The organism is Shewanella sp. SM32, assembly GCF_025654235.1.
Taxonomy (GTDB): Bacteria; Pseudomonadota; Gammaproteobacteria; order Enterobacterales; family Shewanellaceae; genus Shewanella; species Shewanella oncorhynchi.
In genome coordinates, this window is sequence record NZ_JAKKRO010000005.1 from 38,202 (window position 1) to 58,816 (window position 20,615).

A 20,615-nucleotide genomic window follows, 5' to 3' on the forward strand; every position below is an offset into this window, starting at 1 on the left:
TTCGATCCCTTTAACGCTGATCTAAATAAGAAAAAACGCGCCATAAGCGCGTTTTGATATCGGATAAATCGACTCGACTAGCGCCTACTTAGCACTAGTTTTAGCCACTTTTTGCACATCAGCCATATCTAAGGTGATATAAGCGGTTTCGTCTAAAAATGCATCTGGCAATTCAGCGTCGTCTTTAATGTCTTCCATTGATTTAACCGGTGCTAAACCATTGGCGACTCGACGCTCGTTTGTTCTGTCGAGGACTTTTTTCTCATCGGCTTCACGGGAAGCAATACGCTCACTTTCAACCAGAGAAACAGTTTTCTCTTTGTGATGCTTTTTAAAGTCGGCAATATCTTGATTGATATAGGCAAACTCTACGCTGTTTTTTATACGGTTAAGGTGCTTAGATTCAAGGCTAGTCACTAACTCAGGCGTAACATCATTAAGCGTGCCATATTGCGCCATAGGCACTTTATCCCAAGGTAAAGCATTTTTCTCTTCAGCTTCACCGTACTCGCCCGGCTCCAACGCACTTGGGTAAGCAATGTTGGGGGTCACACCTTTAATCTGTGTACTACCACCATTAATACGGTAGAACTTTTGAATCGTATACTGCACATGGCCAATTGGCTTCTCATACATGTCGTAGATACGGCCTAGGCTCTTATGCTGCTGTACTGTGCCTTTCCCAAAACTCGACTCACCGACGATCAGTGCACGGTCATAATCTTGCAATGCGGCAGCAAAAATTTCAGAGGCTGAAGCACTGTAACGGTCAACCATCACAGTCAATGGTCCTACATAACTGGTTTTACCGTCGTTATCGCGATGCGCAGACACTCGTCCATCGGCATCACGAATTTGCACTACAGGGCCCATATCGATAAAAAGTCCCGTCAGTAGCACGGCTTCCGTTAATGCACCACCACCGTTACCTCTAAGGTCAATGACTATGCCTTCTACTTTGGCGTCGTTTAACTTCACTAGCTCTTTTTCAACGTCCTGCGACAAATTCATATAGAAACCAGGAATTTGGATCACACCGACTTTGCGATTAGCATACTCGCCGTCTTTAGGTTCAATCACCTTAGAGGTTGCCGCTCTATCTTCAAGACGAATTTTGTCGCGAACTAAGGTAACGTCGAATGGCTTAGCATTGGAACCGCCTTTCTTCGGTAAAATTTGCAGAACAACTTTACTGCCCTTAGGACCTTTAATCAGGTCAACCACGTCGTCTAAACGCCAGCCGATCACATCAACAATCTCGCCGCCTTCTTGACCGACGCCGACAATCTTGTCTTCCGGCGACAGTTTTTCACTGCCCGCAGCAGGGCCGCCAGTAATTAAACTTTTAATGACTGTGTAATCGTCTTCAAGTTGCAGTTGAGCACCAATGCCTTCAAGGCTCAAGTTCATTTCCATTTGGAAACGTTCAGCATTGCGTGGTGAAAGGTAACTTGTATGTGGCTCAATGCTACGAGAGAAGGCATTCATCACGCCTTGGAACACGTCTTCACTGTTAGTTTGAATCAAGCGTTTAATAGCGTTGTTATAACGCTTTTGCAGGATATCAACAATCTCAGGCCATTTCTTACCTGTGAGTTTCAGATTTAGCGCATCGTATTTAACACGTTGACGCCATAACTCATTGATCTCGGCTTGATCTTTTGGCCATGCGGCCTCATCGCGGTCGTACTCATAGGCATCACCGGGCGCAGAAAAATCCATCTCTTTATCTAATAGAGATAAAGCATAGACAAAGCCTTCATAGCGGCGCTTTTGGACGATATCAAACATTTTATAGGCAGGCTCAAGTTCACCAGAACTGAGCATGTCATCGAATTGGGTAGCATAAGGTTTAAAACTATCGACATCCGCTTGGGTTAACACATTGCGGCGATAGTCTAACTGCTGCAGATAACGATCAAAAATTTGCGCAGAAAAGGCGTCATCAAGATTGAATCTATGATAGTGCGAACGAGTGTATAAGTCCGTTACCCTTTTGCTCGCAACCTTATGTTGCGCTTCCTGCTTGAGAGTGGGTAACTCGCTGATTTGAATCGTGGGTGGTACGGCCCAAGCCGAGAATCCGACAAAAACAGTGGCGATCGAGGTAGCCAAAGTGAGTTTTCGCATCAACAAGTTACTCCGTTTTAATAAATGATTACAGCAGGATATGTTCTGCTCTAACTTTAATCGTTAGGCCACTATCAAGCTGAACATGAATATCTTCCTTGTTAATGTCAGTAATCACACCGGCTACGGGTGTCATACCTAATTTAACATTGACGCGTTGTTTTTTCGTTAAATCAGTCAATTGTGCTTGAACATAATTGACGACTGGCGCTGCAGCTTTTGGTGCAGGCTTAGCAGGACGCTCAGTTTTAGGACGCTGAGGAACAGCCACCTTTTTAGGTGCTTTCTTCGCCGCGGGCTTAGGTGCAAGTGCTGCACGTTTCGCTTTGGCCTTATCCTGACTCTCTTTCAACATGGCTTGAGCATGATCAATGTGCTCTTGCTCTAACTCGCCGCAAGGTTCGCCATCCAGGTTTACGCGTTGTGCGCCTGCTTTAACGCACTTTAAATAGCGCCAGCTGCTGGTGTAACGTCTCAAGGCAACTCTGAGCTGAGTTTTACTGACTTTAGAATCATCAGCCAACCTTTCAGCCAAATCTTGAAACAATCCGATTTTTAATGGCTTAGTTTCACCTTCAGCAATAAAGCACAAAGGAAATGTTTCATACAAATACGCCAAAATTGCATTGGTGTCGGTCAACTTTTCTGTTGATTCCATCATTACTTCCACAGTCAAAAAGGGACATCGATTCGAGGTGATATATATCAGCTTCTTACATGTCGTTTATCTTCGTTAAACTCAATATTGAGTCAACGTACAAATTAGCATCCTAGCCGCGTTTACTAAAGTTAAAAAATATACCTTAACAAATTTTGACAGCTCAAAACACTAAGCTTATTCATTGCATGCCAATCAAACCAGCTTAATGCGTGCAGGCGCATATTATAAGGCGCACGCCACCGATTGCGACTATGAATTATGCGTTATTGTACGCAAATTAATCAAATAGGCAGTTTTCAAAACTTTTAACCAGTAATTCCAGCCCCTTTTGGTCTTCTTCATCGAAACGATCGAAGATAGGACTGTCAATATCGAGCACGGCAACCACGTTACCTTGCGCACGAACTGGCACAACGATTTCAGAATTACTGGCAGAATCACAGGCAATATGACCATCAAATTGATGGACATCAGCCACTCGCTGAGTTTGATTAGTGAATGCTGCTGTACCACACACACCTTTTCCTAACGGAATGCGTGTACAAGCCACTTTACCTTGAAACGGGCCAAGTACCAGTTGTTCACCACGCATGACGTAGAATCCCACCCAGTTCAGCTCAGTTAAATTATCATTGAGCAAGGCTGAAAAATTCGCCATCGCCGCAACAAGGTCGTCTTCCCCTTCCAACAAGGCCAAGGCTTGACGGTTAAGTGACTCATAAAATTTCGATTTCATTACATTTCCTAACAATTTTATTCTGCTGCTTCGGTCTTTTTAGCCGCTTTTTTCGCTGCAGGCGGATTCGTTGGCGTACTATTAACCTGAACGGCGCCTTTAAGCAAGTTCGTCAGCTCATCTTTATTGTTAGCAAAATAGAATGCGAGCTTTTCGCCCACACTTTCATCTATACCCAAATCAGCTTTTTGAATGAAGGGGATAAGGTTATCGGCGATATCGAGCATCTTATCGTAGGCATCAGCCTCCTTCTTAGATGTGAATGTCATCTTTTCAACCCCTTCTCTGACCACGACAAACTGTGTTATTACTGCCATGACTGCCCTCGCACTGTTTTTATATACAGTAACTAGAGTGACATAGATTGAACTTGTGATGCAAGTGTTCTGATTAATCTGATATTATTAGCGTACTTTCGTTGCCAAGATTATAAAGCGCTAGACGTGGCTTAACAGCTAACTAGCACGACACTTTGCACCGATCTCGCTGTTATTACTCCTATTAGGCTAATATATATTTTTATATGCATGAAAACGCAGCAGAAAATTCAGTAACCCTATGCCGCTCCTGCGATTTAGCAGTCCGCAAACGTGCCTTGCCTAGCGGCGTTAGAGCAATCTGTCCTCGTTGCAGCACTGCACTTTATGACACGCCATACTGCTCTGTGAATGGTATGTTAGCCCTATGTATTTCGGCATTAGTGTTTTATTTCCCTGCCAATTTTTTACCCGTACTCGAGATCCACTTTTTCGGCAGTATTCGTACTACTACGGTTTTCCAAGGGGCATTTGCAGTATTTGACCAAGGCTATTGGGTTGTAGGTGTCGCCGTACTTGCCGCAGCTGTGATAGGTCCAGGCTTATTACTGTTATCGATATTGACACAGATTTTAATTGTGAAATGGGGATTGAGTAGCCTTTTTTGGCGTAACTCATTGAAGCAGTTGTTAAAATTTCATGGCGTCTTATCGCAACTCACTATGCTGGAAATTTATGTGATCAGCTTCTTAGTTTCATCATTTCAGCTATCTGATTTTTCGGACATTTATTTTGGTATGGGCACATTTTGCTTCACTATGCTGTTTCTCGTGACCTTGTTTCTACAAAGAGAATACGACTTAGAACATATGTGGACGTTATTGGAAGGTCATAGCTGATATGAAACAACAAGGTAAAGATATCGGCCTATGTCTCTGTAAAGTGTGTCGCCAACTCAACAGCAGTGAACTCACGCACTGTCAGCGCTGTGAAACTGAGTTGCACGTCAGAGACTATTCCAGCCTGCAAAAAAGTTGGGCTTTGTTGATTACCGCTGCCATCTTACTGGTGCCAGCCAACATTTACCCTATCACTATGCTGACCAATCAAGGGCAAGTGCGGCACGACACCATTTTTTCAGGCATTTTGCATTTAGTGCATTCAGATATGCTGCCTATTGCCATCATAGTGTTTACCGCCAGTATTTTAGTACCATGGATTAAAATCATCGGCTTATCCATTTATCTGTGTGCGATAAGCTTTGATATCCCGATTTCAAAAAAGAAATTGATGGTGGGTTTTCACATCATCGAATGGATTGGCCGCTGGTCAATGCTCGATTTATTTGTCATCTCAATCACAGTGGCATTAGTGAACATGGGACAATTACTCGACGCGAAACCCGCGCCTGCGGCTACCGCATTTGCCTTGGTGATTCTGTTAACTCAGTTAGCCGCAAAAGTTTTAGACACTCGTTTACTCTGGGATCGATTGGAACCTCAAGATGACACAAATTGAATCGCCGAAAGTTGTAAAGAAAAAACTCTTTTCGCCCATTTGGCTGCTTCCTATTGTCGCGTTGGCATTAGGTGCTTGGCTGGGCATTAAGAGCATTAAAGAATCGGGGGTTGAAATTCAAATTCACTTTCCGAGCGCCACAGGGATTGATGTGGGTAAAACCTTAGTCAAATACCAAGGTTTGACTGTCGGTAAAGTTAAAGACATTGGCATAGATGACGATCTCAAAGGCGTGAACGTCAAGGTCATGATGGACTACCGCGCTAAGCCTTTTTTGAATAAAGAAACCCTCTTCTGGCTTGTCACACCTAAAGCAAGTATTACAGGTGTTGAAGGCTTAGATGCGCTGTTTTCGGGTAACTATATTGCTATCCAACCAGGGAAAGGTAATGCCTCGACCTTTTTTGAAGCAGAACGCCAACCGCCGCCGATGCAAATCGGCTCAGAAGGTGTGATGGTCGAATTGACCTCCGATAAACTCGGTTCACTCGATGTTGGCTCGCCAATATTTTTCCGCCAAATCCCCGTGGGTAGCGTGGTCAGCTATCGTTTAGATGGCAATCAAAGAGTCATTATCAGCGCTTTCATTCAAGAGCAATACGCGCGATTAGTGAAGAAAAATTCTCACTTTTGGAATGTTTCTGGCGTCAAAATTGATGCTTCACTAACTGGAGTTAAAGTCAGTTCAGAGAGTTTGGCATCCATTCTGGCTGGCGGCGTGAGTTTCAGCTCTGACGATAAAGCAGACATAGCTAAAAACGGTGACGTTTTTTCGCTTTATGATTCAGAAACCACTGCCCTTGGCGGCATAGAAATAAACCTGACCATGGCTGACGCTAACGGTGTCGACAAAGGTACCCGCATCGTTTATCGCGGCATGAGCATTGGCAGTATTTTAAGTAAACAACTCACGTCTAATGGTGTTACAGCCGTGGCTAAGTTTGAACCTCAATACGGTTCACTGTTAACTAACGACGGCGTGTTTTGGCTTGAAGGTGCTGATATTTCCCTCTCAGGCATTAAAAATCCAGAACGTTTACTGACAGGTAGCGTGATCAACTTCCTGCCAGGCATCAACACCAAAAGCTCGGTACCAAACAGCTTTGTCTTACAATCAAAGGCGCCTGATTTACTGCAATCTAAGAAGCGTTTCTTGACCCTAACCTCAGCCGAAAACATGGGTATTTCAGCGGGCGCTCAGGTTCGCTTCAAGCAAATTCCCATTGGTTCAGTGCTTGCGGTTAAGTTAACCAAAGATTTATCGGCGGTGGAATACCAACTCGAGCTACAACCTGAGTTTGCCAGTCTAATTCGCAGCGACAGCTATTTTGTGCCTGAGTCAGCATTAACGGTAAACGCATCGTTAGACGGGGTCTCAGTCAAAGCAAGGGATTTTACAACACTCACTCAAGGTGCAGTTAGCTTGATCCAAGGTCATAGCGACACACCTTTAGTTGCTAACAGCGCTCTGCCCCTCTTTAGCTCTGTGGATGCCGCGACAGCTTTTTATGATCGTCAGCAGCAAGTGCATTTAACGTTAATCAGTCAAGATGGCGCCGATGTCAGCCAAGGCTCACCGATTTACTATAAAAAAATGCAAATTGGTACAGTTGACTCAGTGAACTGGCAAAGCAAAACCGAAGACTTCGCTATCAAGCTCGCTATCGACAAACAGTTTCAACCCTTGCTGAAAAAGCCAAAAGTATTCTGGCGTAACAACGCCGTGGATATCAGTGCCAGTCTTGCCGGTATTGATGTCGCCGTTGCCCCGCTACAAGGGGCATTAAAGGGCAGCATCAGTCTGGGACTGCTTGATAGCAATGACAAAGCCAGCAATGCAGCTAACTTAAAACTCTATGAGAGCAAGCAGCTGGCATTAACTCAGGCGCAGGCAATTCGCCTCACCCTACCCGCCTCAAGCAAACTGGCGGCCAAGGCAGCGATTCGCTATCAAGGTCATCAAGTGGGTGAAGTGTCGCAGGTGAAGCTCAATGCGGATCTCGATACACTCACAGCTAGCGCATATCTCTACGGGGAATATGCCGAACATTTCAGCCGCAGTGACTGTGAATATCATTTAGTGGATGCACAAATTTCTCTGGCGGGAATTAAAGCGCCTGATACCTTGTTAACTGGCCCTTATATCGGTGTACTGCCGGGTACAAGCAGTCAGAAAGCGACCCAGTTTGTTGCCAACCTCGCTGCCAGCAGCTATGCCAACGTTGCCGAAGATGCGCTAAAATTCACCTTAGAAGATAACACCTTAGGCTCGATGAAAGTCGGCACACCTATCTTCTTCCGTGGGATTAAAGTAGGTCAAATCGACGGCTATAGCCTGTCGACACAGGGCAATAGCGTGCTGATGCAAGCCCATATTGAGCCGCAGTACAGTCACTTAGTGAATCAAAGCAGTCAGTTCTGGGATGCCTCAGGGATTAAAGTCGATGTTGGCCTCTTCTCAGGTGCCCAAATCGAAGCGGGCTCGCTGGAAACCTTACTCGCTGGCGGCATCAATGTGGCGACTAAGGACACGACTCAAGGGGATAATCGTTTAGCGACTGGCACAGTATTAAGATTGCAACACAAAGCCGAAACCGAATGGCAGCAATGGGCACCTACCCAGTAATTATGTTCATCAAAATACTTACACCAACGCACTAATATTAAAGCTCTTACAAATAAATCAGGCGCATAATGCGCCTGATTTATTTTTAGCTTCTCGCAATGTTATTGAGACATTCTAGGTCGCTCAATACTCTAGCCCCCTTATCCATAGAACCAATAACAAACGGCAATCGCGGCACTGATCCCCGCAAAGTCCGCGGTTAAACCGCAAGCTAAGGCGTGGCGTCCATGGCGAATACCCACAGAACCAAAATACACAGCGAGAACATAGAAAGTGGTTTCAGTACTACCCTGAAAAATCGCCGCTAATCGACCCGCAAAGGAATCTACTCCGTGGTGATCCATTGTCTCAAGCATCATGGCTCTGGCGCCTGAGCCACTAAAAGGTTTCATCAGCGCGGTCGGCATAGCATCGACAAAACGCGTATCAAAACCCAATATCCGCACACCAGTGGCAATCAAGTGCAACAGATAATCCAAGGCGCCGGATGCACGCAGTAAACCAATCGCTAATAGCATGGCGAGCAAATAAGGGATCAATTGGATGGATTGGGCAAAACCCGCCTTCGCCCCTTCAATAAACTCATCATAAACCGCCACCTTGCGAATGCCCGCAACAATCACGAAGGTAAATACCAATAACAGCAAGATACCATTGCCCATTGCCGTCGACACTGTGCCAATGGCATCAGCACTTAAAGTCATCAGATAAAAACCACTCGCCACTAACCCTGAGAGCATCAAGGCGCCATAACCGAGCACCACTGAGTTTAATAATGAAATTCGCTGCACTAACGCCACAACCAGCAAACCCGCCAATGTCGATGCTGAAGTGGCCAGTAAAATCGGCAAGAAAATATCCGCAGGCGCAGCGGCACCTTGCTGGGCACGGTAAAGAAATACCGTCACAGGCACTAAGGTCACAGAGGAAGTATTGAGTACTAAAAATAAGATTTGCGCATTGGTCGCCACGGTTTTTAGCGGATTTAAACTCTGCAAATCATGCATCGCCTTTAAACCAAGTGGTGTGGCGGCATTATCTAACCCAAAGATATTCGCTGTTAAATTCATCGTGATACTGCCAAAGGCCGGATGCCCCTTGGGCACTTCAGGCATCAAACGGCGCAGTAATGGCTCAAACACAAAGGCAATAGCGCCGACAACGCCAGCCTTTTCTCCTACCTGCATCAATCCCATCCACAGAGAAAGCACGCCAATCAGCCCAAGGGAAATTTCAGCGGCAAGCTTAGCACTCGCAAATAATGCGGCGACCGAAGCCGATAGGACTTCTATGTGCCCATTGAACAGTTGCACCGCTATTGCAAGCAATGCCGTGATAAAAAAAGCCAACCACACACGATTCAGCACGCTAATCCCCTTATTTTTATTTGTTTTTATTCTATTAGCTCATTGCTACTGAGTGCTAGCTTTATGGCGACTCATTCCAATATCGCTCAAATCGTCAAAGCATAAACATTAAATCACAATAGCAACCTTGGCGGCTCGGGATAAAATCTCAGACCCAATAAGGGATTATGATATACTCGCACCAGTTGATACACAGTCTATTTTCCTATGGTTCAATGAAATCAATGGTCCAATTAAATCAAATTTTTATCGATACAATCACCCAAGAACTCCCCGCCCATTTATCCATGGACGAGTTTATTGCCGCCTGCGACAGGCCGCTTAGACGTTCAATTCGGGTCAATACCTTAAAAATCAGCAGTGACGACTTTAAGACCTTGATGCAACCTAAGGGCTGGACGTTCGATCCTATTCCTTGGTGTGAAGACGGATTTTGGATCAGTTACGACGAAGAAGAACAGCTCGGCAATGCCTTAGAGCACATTCAGGGTCTATTCTACATTCAAGAAGCCAGCTCTATGTTGCCGCCGACCGCACTATTTACGCCTAGTGCAAAGTGGCAGTGCGTACTCGATCTCGCCTCCGCACCCGGTTCAAAAACCACTCAAATGGCCGCATTAATGCAAAACCAAGGCTTATTGGTGGCTAATGAGTATTCGGCGAGCCGCGTGAAAGTATTGCACGCCAATGTGCTGCGCATGGGTGCGAGCCACTGCGCCCTCACTCATTTCGATGGCCGTGTATTTGGCGAATACCTGTACGAAAGTTTTGATGCCGTGCTTATCGATGCGCCCTGTGGCGGTGAAGGCACAGTGCGTAAAGACGCCGATGCACTAAAACACTGGAGCCTAGACGATGTGCTGGCGATTAGCGAAACCCAAAAAGCCTTAATCGAATCGGCGTTTCTCGCCCTGAAACCCGGCGGCAGTTTGGTCTACTCAACCTGCACCTTAAACCGCCTCGAAAACCAAGGCGTGTGCGAGTATTTAAAGCAAGTCTACGGCGATGCGGTGCAATTTGAATCCTTAAGCGATTTATTTGATGGCGCAGATCGAGCTACAACGCCCGAAGGCTTCTTACATGTCTGGCCACAGATTTACGACAGTGAAGGTTTCTTTGTCGCTAAATTGACAAAAACCGCCTCAGTGCCGCGTTTACAGCCTGAGCCTAAACTGCAGAAAAACTTCCCCTTCACGCCCGCATCAGCGAAACAAGCCCAAGGGATCAAAGACTATTTTCAGCAGGATTTAGGCATCAGCTTACCGGACGAACTCATCATGGTTCGCGATGATGAATTCTGGCTATTCCCGCATGAATTCAACGCTTTTATCGGCCGTATGCGCTTTCAGCGTATTGGCATTAAACTCGCCGATAACAGTAAACACGGCTTTAAAGTCCGCCATGAAGCGATTATTGCATTAGCAGGAAAACAGCTCAGCCCAACCGCAAAAACGGTCGATGTGAGCGATGTTGAAGCGAAAGAGTATTTGATGGGGCGAGATATTGCCCTAAACACCGCAGTGAAAGCTCAAGGTGAAGTGATCGTCTGTTATGGCGGTGCACCATTAGGGATGGCGAAACATTTAGGCAATAAGTTAAAAAACAACCTACCCAGAGACTTAGTGAAAGATAAAGTGTTACTGCTACCAGAACAGACGAAATCGTTATAATTTCGCTGTTTTTTAGCGATAAATAACCTAAAAAAGGGGGAAAGTGAGCGCGACTATAAGACAAAAGCTCGACTACACTGAGTCTATTGTAAAGCGCACTGCATGGCGCTTTCACCTGTAGCGCACGGCTCTTCAATGAGCCATTCCCCTAGGCCCAAACAGCTTTAATCGTTTTGGGCCTTTTTTTATGCCTGTACGCTAACAATCACGCAATCGCATAAAGTGATTCAAAGCACTTGCTGCTAACGGCCAACTAAACGCGCTGCATCTTTGAATAAATTAAAGAAGTTATTGCTGGTGTATTCAGCAAGATCTTCATAACGCTCACCTCTAAGCTCTGCCACAAACTCAGCCACATCACGCACATAGGCAGGCTGATTCTCTTGTCCACGGTGTGGGATCGGCGCCAAATAAGGCGAATCAGTTTCAACTAGCAGACGATCCTGAGGCACTTTGCGAATAACGGTTCGCAGATCACCCGCATTTTTAAAAGTGACTATGCCTGAAACCGAAATATAAAAGCCGAGATCAATCGCCGCTTTCGCCATCTCCCAGTTCTCGGTAAAGCAATGCAGCACGCCGCCAACGTTATCCGCGTTGCCCTGCTTAAGCATATTGATCGTATCTTCACGTGCATCACGGGTATGGACAATTAAAGGTTTATTCACTTCTACCGCAAGGGCAATCTGCTGCTCAAAACATTGCTGTTGCAACAGCTTAGTGTCGTCGGCATAAAAATAATCTAACCCCGTTTCACCAATCGCGACCACTTTAGGATCGGTGGCAAAGCGGCGGATTTGCTCAACATCGAGGCCTTCTTTAACGTCTAATGGATGCACACCTGATGACAAAAATACCTGTTCGAAGGCTGCAACTTTATCTCGCATCGATTCAAATCCTTGCTGGCGTACATTCACGCACAACATATAGTCCACGCCACGGGCTTTAGCATTAGCAAGAATCTGTTCTAAGGTTTGTTGATCAGGCGCCGCTTTGAGGCGATCGAGATGGCAGTGTGAATCAATAAGCACAAGGATTTCCAAGCAGAGTAACAAAGGACGACAAGGATACCCAGCCAAGAGATCGAGGTCAAATTCAACAGAAGTAAATAGCCAGTTTAGGCAGTGAACAAACGTTTAAACCAGATCAATAATGCAGGCTAAGCTACATAGTGCAGGTTAGATCGCCGGAGGCGAGTTCGCGGGACAGTAACTTTTCGATATGGTGTTTATGGCTATCTGGCTCAGAAATAATTTTAATGCCAATCCCCACAGGGCGGCCACCCGACGCTCCTAAGGGATTAATCCACACCACAACACCACGAAATTCATTAGTGAGGGTTGCGCCGGGTAAACGATACGCAATCGTCAGCGGTTGGCCAAGATAATGACTTTCACTGGTCGCAATAAATAATCCTGCCGGCTTAATAAAAGGCATATAGGCACGATATAACTGATGTAAGGTATCAAAATTAACGACGAGATCTACCATGGCATATTACTTATTTGTTATCTCTCTATATTCTAAGACATAACTTTGACACAGGGCCAGATAATTGACGCTCGGCATTGTGCTTAAGCTATGACACATTCCCATGATCTTAGCCGCCAAATTCCCGAGCTGCGCATGAACAAACGCATCTTGATGGCTATTTTTCAGTAAAACCTGTCGTATAAGTAGGTACAAAACCTTAAGAACATCAATTATTTGTTGTTCACTTATTATTAACAAACTAGCACACAGATGACCAGACGACAAACTTTGTGCCCAATCTTTGCGAAATTGTAGCAAAGATTGATACCGACTCTGTTGGCTACCCTCAGACCGCAAGCTCTCAGCCAACTTTAACGGCCCACCCACCACACTCAAACACCAAGTTACATCCTCTTGAATACCACATCGCTGGGCAAGCCAGTTTTTGATGACCTCTCGACTCGGAACGACAAAAGGAATGCGTTGACAACGACTGCTAACCGTCGCCATCAAACGTGCAGGCGTATCCGACTGCAAAATCAGTAAGGTGTCTTTACCAGGCTCCTCAAGGGTTTTAAGGAGTGCGTTCGCGGCAGCGGAGTTAAGACGCTCGCTGTGGTGGATAATCGCTACACGCCTGCCACTTTGCTGTGCAGTGGCCGTCAGACGCGTACACAGCTCACGAATTTGATCGACTTTAATTTGATTGCCATCGGCGGCGATATGATAAAAATCAGGATGATTGCCCGCATCATAGAGCTGACAAGACTTACAAAAACCGCACGCTCCCACAGGCGTTGGCTGCACACACATAGCCGCGCGCGCCATAAACACACTCAGCAACTCACCGCCATAGGCTGAATCAATGCCAACGAGTTGTGCGTGAGGTATTTTTTGACGCGCTAATTGAGCTAAAAATGCCTGTCTTGGCCCTTCGAGCCAAGGTAATTGCTCAGCCGTAAATCCGGACTCGGCTACCATACCATCGCCTGAAGCACAGCTAAGATATCTTTGTGCACTTCGGCCATAGTTTGGCTCGCGTCTATAACCACAATACTGTCATCTTCGCTGGCAAGTTTGAGATACGTAGCGCGTGCGCGCTCAAAGAAATCAATCGCTTGTTGCTCAATTCTATCAAGTTCACCACGTTTAGCTGCACGGGTAAGCCCAAGCTTAGGATCTAAATCTAAGTACAAAGTAAGATCGGGTTTAAATCCCTTTAGTGTTGCAGTGCTCACCGCTTCCACTAACGGCATTAACCCTCTGCCACCACCTTGATAAGCTAATGACGATAGATTGTGTCTATCACCCAATACCCATTGTCCTTGCGCAAGCGCGGGCTTTATGACATTAGCAACTAACTGAGCTCTGGCAGCATAAATGAGTAAACACTCGGCCTCATCACACAGGGGATCATTCGCATCAGCAATCTTAACTAAATCACGGATACGTTCGGCCAATGGTGTACCGCCCGGTTCGCGGGTGCAAATCGGCGCTTTACCCGTATGTTTTTCAATAAAGTCGCGAATAAGGTTAATCGCACTCGACTTACCTGCGCCTTCTAAACCTTCAATAACGATAAATTTTGCAAAAACTGACATTGGATTTTCTTTCTCTGCATTTTTACTTTGGTGATTTTTCTGGCGTCGCTGGTTTTATCTTACGCTGATAGACGTCTACGGCGTGATTGTGTTCTTCAAGCGTGGTTGAAAACACATGGGTGCCATCGTTGCGCGATACAAAATAAAGGTAACTCACACTGGCGGGCTTAGACACGGCCATCAATGAGGCTTTACTCGGTGCAGCTATCGGCGTTGGCGGCAATCCAAAGATGCGATAAGTATTAAAAGGCGTCTCTTCGACTAAATCTTTGCGGGTGATATTGCCCTTATAGCGATCGCCCATACCGTAAATAACCGTCGGATCGGTTTGCAGACGCATACCTAGGTTAAGACGATTAACAAATACACCGGCGATTTGCTCACGCTCATGGGCTTGGCCGGTTTCCTTTTCAACTATCGATGCCAAAATCAGCATTTCATAGGGCGATTTTAACGGTAAATTAGGCGCCCGTTCCGCCCACGCTTTGGCAAGCTCCTGCTCCATCATTTTATAGCTTTGAGTCAGCATGACTTTAGCATCCGCCTCGGCGGTATAATGATAAGTGTCGGGGAAGAATTTCCCCTCAGGCAAACCAGAATCATCGCCTTGTGTCATCAATACTGCTGCAAATGCTTCTGGTGACATTTGTAAATGTGGAGCACTGGTAAGTTGTTGTTCCCATTCCACAATAGTTTTACCTTCAACTAAGGTCAAACTGAAGGTTTTTACTTTGCCGGCAATCAAATCATTGAGTAAATCAGTAATCGTTTGTGAAGGTGATATTTCATAAAGTCCCGTGCGAATTTTGGCAAGCTCAGGACGAAACTTAAGTAGCCACTTGAGTTTCCACGTATCTTGAATAACGCCGTCATCGGCAAGTTGCTGCGCCAGTTGATTTACACTGGTGCCACGTTCAACCTTCAACTCTTTAGGCTCGCTGAGACTCAGCGGCGTTTGACTGTATTCGACAACTGTTTGATAGCCCCAAAAGGCACCCAAACAGACTAAGGTTAGCAAGGTCAACAGGGTTGAACTGGCGATAATAATGATTTTTTTCATAGAGTGAGTGAAAGTGTCTGTCTAAGTTGCGCGGTAATCGGAGCACGGGTGAACTTGAGCGAGTCTATCGCCAGTACATCCACAATCCCTAAAACGCTGTTAGTGATAAACGCTGAGTCAAATTCGATTAAACGCTCGGCGCCAACGGGCAAACATTCGATATTCATGTTCTGTTCAAGCAAGGCCAACATTATCTGTTCGCGCATCACACCCGCCACGCCACACAGGGCTAATGAAGGCGTGATAATGCGATTATCTTTGATAAAAAACACATTCGCCATCGAAGATTCAATCACATTCTCCTCGATATCTTTGACTAACCAGTCATCAAATCCCTGCGGTAAAGAGTGTGATTTAATCAAAACTTGTTCGAGTCGATTTAAATGCTTCATCCCTGCCAACATCGGCTGCAAACCCAATCGTACCGACGAAGTTTTAAGGCTAATACCCTGTTGCTGCCACTGAGCATAATGGCCGGGGATAGTATGAACTGAGACGATTTCGGTAGGATTAACCGTTTCTGGCGGTGTATAGCCACGGCCACCAGCACCACGGGAAACGATTAACTTAATGCAATGATGAGGATATTCAATGGCTAAGGTATTCAGTTGCTGTTGCAATGCTTCACTCATTTGCCATTGAAATCCAAGCCTTGCGGCGCCTGCGGTTAAACGGGCTTGATGGGCTTCAAAAAACATAATCCCCTCAGCGTCCGTTCGCATCGTTGCAAACAGACCATCACCGTAGGCAAGCCCTCGATCAGAAGGGTCGACACTTGCCTGCGATGCGCCATTCACCCAGAACACGCGTGTTAGTCCTGACTGATACGGCTAGCCACCGCTTCTTGCTGATCTTTGTACTTGGCACTCTTACGGGTGTTATAAGGACGTGCAACCGCATGATTTAAGCGTTCAAAGTTAAGCGCACCTATAGTCATGCGTGGACGCAAAGCTAAAGGCAACTTACCGCTGTTATAAAACTCGAGCACAATTTTACCCTGCCAACCCGGATCGATACGGTGCGCCGTTACGTGTACCATCAGCCCTAAACGCGCTAGAGACGAACGGCCATCAAGCCAACCGACGATATCAGCAGGTAAAGTTACGCTCTCGTAAGTCACAGCCAAAGCCAATTCACCAGGATGCAAGAAAAATGCTTCGCCATCGGGGATTTCGATAATCTCACTCATCACCCGATCAAGCGCCGCTTGCATCTCAGCACTTGGACCACTCAAGTCGATAAAAGGCGCGGTATGATCTTTAAAGACGCGAAACTGTCCACCTAAGCGCACATCAACACTGACGCCTGAAATAGCTTCTATGCCTGGGCGAGGTTCTATTACGATAGTGCCGTTATCAAGGGCCTGTTCAATTTCGATATCGGTTAAGCGCATCTTGCCTATTACTCCTTGAGTTTTTATGTCGTTATTTTGCCAGTAAATGTTGGATACGAGTCTTTAAAATATCGGTCGCAATACGATTTTTGCCGCCACGGGGAACGATAATATCGGCGTATTGTTTTGAGGGTTCGATAAACTGTAAGAACATAGGACGCACGGTTTTCTTGTACTGTGAAATCACAGACTCCATAGTACGGCCCCGCTCGGCCACATCACGAGTTAAGCGACGTAGGAAACAAATGTCCAGCGGCGTGTCCATAAACACACTCGCGTCCATCAGGGCACGTAACTTAGGATCGGTCAGCAATAAGATACCTTCTAAAATGATCACTTTTTTCGGTGTCATCTTTAAGGTTTCTGCAGTGCGTGTATGTTCTGTATAGCTATAACAAGGGATATCAACAGCTTCGCCAGACTTGAGCAACTGTAAATGCGTGCACAGCAGTTGATGGTCCAGCGCTTTTGGATGATCGTAATTCGTTAATACCCGTTCATCCATGGATAAATGACTCTGATCGCGATAGTACGCGTCTTCATTAATTACCCCAATTTGATCTGTGCCTAAATCGCGGCGCAATTCGTCAAAAATCGTTTTGGCAATTAAACTTTTGCCCGATGCTGACGCGCCAGCAATTGCAATAATGACACACTGCTGAGAATTCATACCCTTAAACCTTACTCGTCATCTGAAACACTAATAGAAACTGTTTTCTGGCTTTGCTTTAAAGCCAGTTCTGCGCCCACTTTACGGGCAATTTCCCGATAAAGAGCTGCGACTTCACTGTCAGGTTCGGCAACGACGGTCGGCGCACCATTATCCATGGCTTCACGGATATTAATGTGCAGCGGCAAAGCGCCTAACAGTGGAACTTGATAGCGTTCAGCGATTTTACTGCCGCCGTGAGTTCCAAATGGATGTTCTTTATGACCACACTCAGGACATAAATGGAAACTCATGTTCTCGACAATACCCAGCACAGGAATGTTCACTTTCTGGAACATATTGATGCCCTTCTTGGCATCGGCCAGCGCGATATCCTGCGGTGTAGTCACGATAACAGCGCCGCTCACAGGGACTTTTTGCGATAACGTGAGCTGAATATCCCCTGTGCCTGGTGGCATATCAACGACTAAATAATCCAGTTCTGGCCATTGTGTTTCATTCAGTAACTGGGCCAACGCGCCCGCGGCCATTGGGCCACGCCACACGGCAGCTTCATCACCACTGAGCATAAAACCAATCGACTGCGCGGCAATACCATGGGCACTGGCGGCTGTCATATGTTTGCCATCGGGGGAAAGCGGTCTGAAATTAGGGATACCTAACATCATAGGCACTGACGGGCCGTAAATATCGGCATCGAGAATACCCACCTGCGCACCTTCGGCCGCTAATGCCAAAGCTAAGTTCACCGCTGTGGTTGACTTACCCACGCCGCCCTTACCTGAGGCTACGGCAATCACTTGCTTCACATTGGCAATCGGCGCAATAGAAGATAACGCTGAGTAGGCTTTAGGTTGAAAATCGATTTCACACTCGACTTCATCAATAGCATCGAGCACCGCTAACTTATTCGTCAGCGCCATGACAGTGTCGCGATACTGAGTCATACAAGGGTATGGATAGACTAAGCCAAGCTGCAAACGCTTACCTTCCAATGCCAGCTTATTTACGCATCCTGCGCTCACTAACCCTTTCGCGAGATACGGGTCAACAAATGAATCGAGAATAGCCAGAACTGGCCCGAGAAGATCGTCATTCAGACGATAATCAGTTTGAGTTGAAGACAAAAGAATTACCCCCACCAATAAATTTGCCCAAGTGTACCAGATAATGCAGAAAACATTAGCGCAGATTTAGCTCAATTGGCTCAGGTTTTGATGAAAATCATCCTGTAATCGGTTAGTATCTCTACCAATATTTTTGGCCCACCACGATATTTGAGACAAGATGGCAACTTCACAACGTAAAATTCTCGTGACCAGCGCACTTCCCTATGCAAACGGACCGATACATTTAGGTCACATGCTGGAATACATACAGACAGATATCTGGTCGCGTTATCAAAAGCTTCGTGGACATGAGTGCCACTATATTTGTGCCGATGACGCCCATGGCACGCCAATCATGCTTAAAGCACAGCAATTAGGCATAGCACCAGAAGACATGATTGCACAAGTGAACAAAGAACATCAGCAGGATTTTGCCGATTTCAATATCGCCTTCGATAACTATCACAGCACCCACAGCGATGAAAACCGCGTACTGGCGAGTGATATTTATCTCAAGCTACGTGCGAATGGCTATATCAAGAGCAAGAGTATTTCTCAGCTGTTCGATCCTGAGAAATCCATGTTCCTGCCAGACCGCTTCGTAAAAGGCACTTGTCCTAAGTGTAAGTCACTGGATCAATACGGCGATAACTGTGATGCCTGCGGCGCGACTTACAGCCCAACTGAGCTCATCAATCCAAAATCAGCGGTATCGGGTGCGACACCAGTGATGAAAGACACTGAGCACTTTTTCTTCGACCTGCCCGCCTTCGAAGGCATGCTAAAAGAGTGGACTCGCTCTGGTGCCCTGCAAGTCGAAATGGCCAATAAACTCGACGAATGGTTCGAGCAAGGTCTGCAGCAATGGGATATCACCCGTGATGCACCGTATTTTGGTTTCGAAATTCCCGATGCGCCAGGTAAGTATTTCTACGTTTGGCTAGATGCGCCTATCGGTTATATGGGTTCGTTCAAAAACCTCTGTGACAAACGCCCTGAGCTGAGCTTTGAGGAATTCTGGGGCAAAGATTCAACCGCCGAGGTTTATCACTTCATCGGTAAAGACATAGTCTACTTCCACAGTCTGTTTTGGCCAGCCATGTTACACGGCTCAGGTTACCGCCAGCCAAACAGCGTCTATGCCCACGGCTATGTGACGGTCAACGGCGCTAAGATGTCAAAATCCAAAGGCACTTTCATCAAGGCGCGAACTTATTTAGATCATTTAGATCCTGAATATTTACGTTACTACTACGCCGCCAAACTCAGCAGCCGTATCGACGATTTAGATTTAAATCTCGAAGATTTCGCCCAGCGCGTGAATTCAGACTTAGTCGGTAAGCTAGTGAACTTAGCCTCGCGCACCGCAGGTTTTATCACTAAACGTTTCGATGGCAAGCTAGCGAAAATTAACGACACCAAACTGACTGAGGCGTTTCTAGCCAAGCAAGAGGTGATTGCCGAATTTTACGAAGGCCGCGAATACGGCAAAGCAATGCGCGAAATCATGGCACTGGCGGATATTGCTAACGGTTTTGTAGCCGATGCAGCACCTTGGCAAATGGTGAAACACGATGATCAACAGGAAGCGGCCCATCAAGTGTGTTCAAATGCCTTGAATCTGTTCCGTATTCTCGTGACGTATCTAAAACCTGTATTGCCACGTTTAGCCCAAGATGTGGAAGCCTTCTTCCAACTACCGCTCACTTGGAATGCATTGAACCAAGATTTAGCGGGTCATGAAATCGCGCCATTCAAAGCCATGATGCAACGTGTTGAGCTCGATAAAGTCAATGCTATGGTTGCCGACTCTAAGGATAACCTGCAAGTCACGGCCGATGCACCAAAGACGGCTGCGCCTGAAAAAACAGCTAAAGTTTCATCGGTTAGTAGTGAGCCACTGATTGACGATCCTATCAGTGAGACCATCAACTTTGATGATTTTGCGAAAATCGACCTGCGTATCGCTCGTATCGTGAAAGCCGAGCATGTTGCTGACGCCGACAAGTTACTGAAGTTACAACTCGACATCGGTGGCGAAACACGCCAAGTGTTTGCAGGGATCAAATCGGCCTATTCGCCAGAAGACCTTGAAGGCAAACTAACTGTGATGGTGGCTAACTTAGCACCACGTAAGATGCGTTTTGGTATGTCAGAAGGCATGGTTTTGGCCGCTGGCCCTGGTGGCAGCGACCTGTGGATTTTAGAACCCCATGAAGGCGCACAGCCTGGCATGCGGGTTAAGTAATCTGCGCTAGATAACGCTCGAAAAATCAATAAGGCCGCATTTTATGTGGCCTTATTTGTTGGTTTTGACTGCTAGTCAATTCGTGGTGCCGAGTAT

General features: G+C 46.2%; 19 protein-coding genes. 5 read left to right on the top strand and 14 right to left on the bottom strand.

The window, feature by feature from the left end; genetic code table 11:
• Nucleotides 1-84 precede the first annotated feature (84 nt).
• The 4 genes from prc to L5M10_RS03255 form a co-directional block, all read right to left on the bottom strand.
• Entirely contained in the window at nucleotides 85-2,130 is a 2,046-nt protein-coding gene (gene prc / locus L5M10_RS03240) for a carboxy terminal-processing peptidase (protein ID WP_263162733.1), read from the bottom strand.
• A 28-nt stretch (nucleotides 2,131-2,158) separates the two neighbouring features.
• The gene (gene proQ / locus L5M10_RS03245; protein WP_028759761.1) at nucleotides 2,159-2,788 is read right to left on the bottom strand and encodes an RNA chaperone ProQ; all 630 of its coding nucleotides are present in this window, start codon (nucleotides 2,786-2,788) and stop codon (nucleotides 2,159-2,161) included.
• 280 nt (nucleotides 2,789-3,068) lie between these two features.
• Nucleotides 3,069-3,527 carry a GAF domain-containing protein gene (locus L5M10_RS03250; protein ID WP_028759760.1) on the bottom strand — a complete coding sequence of 153 codons (459 nt, stop codon included), beginning with the start codon at nucleotides 3,525-3,527 and terminating at the stop codon, nucleotides 3,069-3,071.
• Nucleotides 3,528-3,544: 17 nt separating this feature from the next.
• Entirely contained in the window at nucleotides 3,545-3,844 is a 300-nt protein-coding gene (locus L5M10_RS03255) for a YebG family protein (RefSeq protein WP_105252655.1), read from the bottom strand.
• 206 nt (nucleotides 3,845-4,050) lie between these two features.
• Here L5M10_RS03255 and L5M10_RS03260 point away from each other — a divergent pair, with 206 nt between their 5' ends.
• Genes L5M10_RS03260 through L5M10_RS03270 form a run of 3 tightly spaced genes read left to right on the top strand, consistent with a single transcriptional unit; the run spans nucleotide 4,051 to nucleotide 7,928 of the window.
• The gene (locus tag L5M10_RS03260; RefSeq protein ID WP_028759758.1) at nucleotides 4,051-4,683 is read left to right on the top strand and encodes a paraquat-inducible protein A; all 633 of its coding nucleotides are present in this window, start codon (nucleotides 4,051-4,053) and stop codon (nucleotides 4,681-4,683) included.
• Nucleotide 4,684: 1 nt separating this feature from the next.
• On the top strand, nucleotides 4,685-5,302 hold the full coding sequence (locus tag L5M10_RS03265) for a paraquat-inducible protein A (RefSeq protein WP_105252657.1): 618 nt from the start codon (nucleotides 4,685-4,687) through the stop codon (nucleotides 5,300-5,302).
• Nucleotides 5,289-7,928, top strand: coding sequence for a PqiB family protein (locus tag L5M10_RS03270; RefSeq protein ID WP_263162736.1), 2,640 nt, complete (start codon nucleotides 5,289-5,291; stop codon nucleotides 7,926-7,928). Before L5M10_RS03265 ends, L5M10_RS03270 begins: the two co-directional genes overlap by 14 nt.
• Before the next feature lie 140 nt (nucleotides 7,929-8,068).
• On the opposite strand, the gene L5M10_RS03275 is transcribed toward L5M10_RS03270, so the two are convergent.
• Nucleotides 8,069-9,295 (bottom strand): nucleoside recognition domain-containing protein, encoded by a 1,227-nt coding sequence (locus L5M10_RS03275; protein ID WP_263148416.1) that lies wholly within the window; start codon nucleotides 9,293-9,295, stop codon nucleotides 8,069-8,071.
• A 224-nt stretch (nucleotides 9,296-9,519) separates the two neighbouring features.
• Between L5M10_RS03275 and rsmF the strand changes: the two genes are divergently transcribed.
• Nucleotides 9,520-10,965 carry a 16S rRNA (cytosine(1407)-C(5))-methyltransferase RsmF gene (gene rsmF / locus L5M10_RS03280; protein ID WP_263162739.1) on the top strand — a complete coding sequence of 482 codons (1,446 nt, stop codon included), beginning with the start codon at nucleotides 9,520-9,522 and terminating at the stop codon, nucleotides 10,963-10,965.
• A gap of 242 nt (nucleotides 10,966-11,207) precedes the next feature.
• Here rsmF and L5M10_RS03285 read toward each other — a convergent pair whose 3' ends face one another.
• The 9 genes from L5M10_RS03285 to apbC all read right to left on the bottom strand — a co-directional run bounded on the left by L5M10_RS03285 (nucleotide 11,208) and on the right by apbC (nucleotide 18,289).
• Nucleotides 11,208-11,996, bottom strand: a complete 789-nt coding sequence (locus L5M10_RS03285) for a TatD family hydrolase (RefSeq protein ID WP_131523337.1) — start codon at nucleotides 11,994-11,996, stop codon at nucleotides 11,208-11,210.
• Between the two features lie 133 nt (nucleotides 11,997-12,129).
• Nucleotides 12,130-12,456 (bottom strand): PilZ domain-containing protein, encoded by a 327-nt coding sequence (locus L5M10_RS03290; protein ID WP_028759752.1) that lies wholly within the window; start codon nucleotides 12,454-12,456, stop codon nucleotides 12,130-12,132.
• Nucleotides 12,457-12,462: 6 nt separating this feature from the next.
• Nucleotides 12,463-13,419, bottom strand: a complete 957-nt coding sequence (gene holB / locus L5M10_RS03295; protein WP_263162743.1) for a DNA polymerase III subunit delta' — start codon at nucleotides 13,417-13,419, stop codon at nucleotides 12,463-12,465.
• The gene (tmk, locus tag L5M10_RS03300) at nucleotides 13,413-14,039 is read right to left on the bottom strand and encodes a dTMP kinase (RefSeq protein WP_028759750.1); all 627 of its coding nucleotides are present in this window, start codon (nucleotides 14,037-14,039) and stop codon (nucleotides 13,413-13,415) included. The genes holB and tmk overlap by 7 nt, the downstream gene beginning before the upstream one ends.
• A 22-nt stretch (nucleotides 14,040-14,061) precedes the next feature.
• Nucleotides 14,062-15,099 carry an endolytic transglycosylase MltG gene (mltG, locus tag L5M10_RS03305; protein WP_263162745.1) on the bottom strand — a complete coding sequence of 346 codons (1,038 nt, stop codon included), beginning with the start codon at nucleotides 15,097-15,099 and terminating at the stop codon, nucleotides 14,062-14,064.
• Nucleotides 15,096-15,905 carry an aminodeoxychorismate lyase gene (pabC, locus tag L5M10_RS03310; protein WP_263162748.1) on the bottom strand — a complete coding sequence of 270 codons (810 nt, stop codon included), beginning with the start codon at nucleotides 15,903-15,905 and terminating at the stop codon, nucleotides 15,096-15,098. Before pabC ends, mltG begins: the two co-directional genes overlap by 4 nt.
• A gap of 5 nt (nucleotides 15,906-15,910) precedes the next feature.
• Complete coding sequence (dcd, locus tag L5M10_RS03315; protein WP_028759747.1) at nucleotides 15,911-16,492, bottom strand: dCTP deaminase; 582 nt, start codon at nucleotides 16,490-16,492, stop codon at nucleotides 15,911-15,913.
• 31 nt (nucleotides 16,493-16,523) lie between these two features.
• A complete protein-coding gene (udk, locus tag L5M10_RS03320) occupies nucleotides 16,524-17,162 on the bottom strand; it encodes a uridine kinase (protein WP_028759746.1) in 639 nt (212 codons plus the stop codon).
• A gap of 11 nt (nucleotides 17,163-17,173) precedes the next feature.
• A complete protein-coding gene (apbC, locus tag L5M10_RS03325) occupies nucleotides 17,174-18,289 on the bottom strand; it encodes an iron-sulfur cluster carrier protein ApbC (RefSeq protein WP_006081927.1) in 1,116 nt (371 codons plus the stop codon).
• Nucleotides 18,290-18,449: 160 nt separating this feature from the next.
• Between apbC and metG the strand changes: the two genes are divergently transcribed.
• A complete protein-coding gene (metG, locus tag L5M10_RS03330) occupies nucleotides 18,450-20,519 on the top strand; it encodes a methionine--tRNA ligase (RefSeq protein WP_263176748.1) in 2,070 nt (689 codons plus the stop codon).
• The last annotated feature ends 96 nt before the right edge of the window (nucleotides 20,520-20,615 follow it).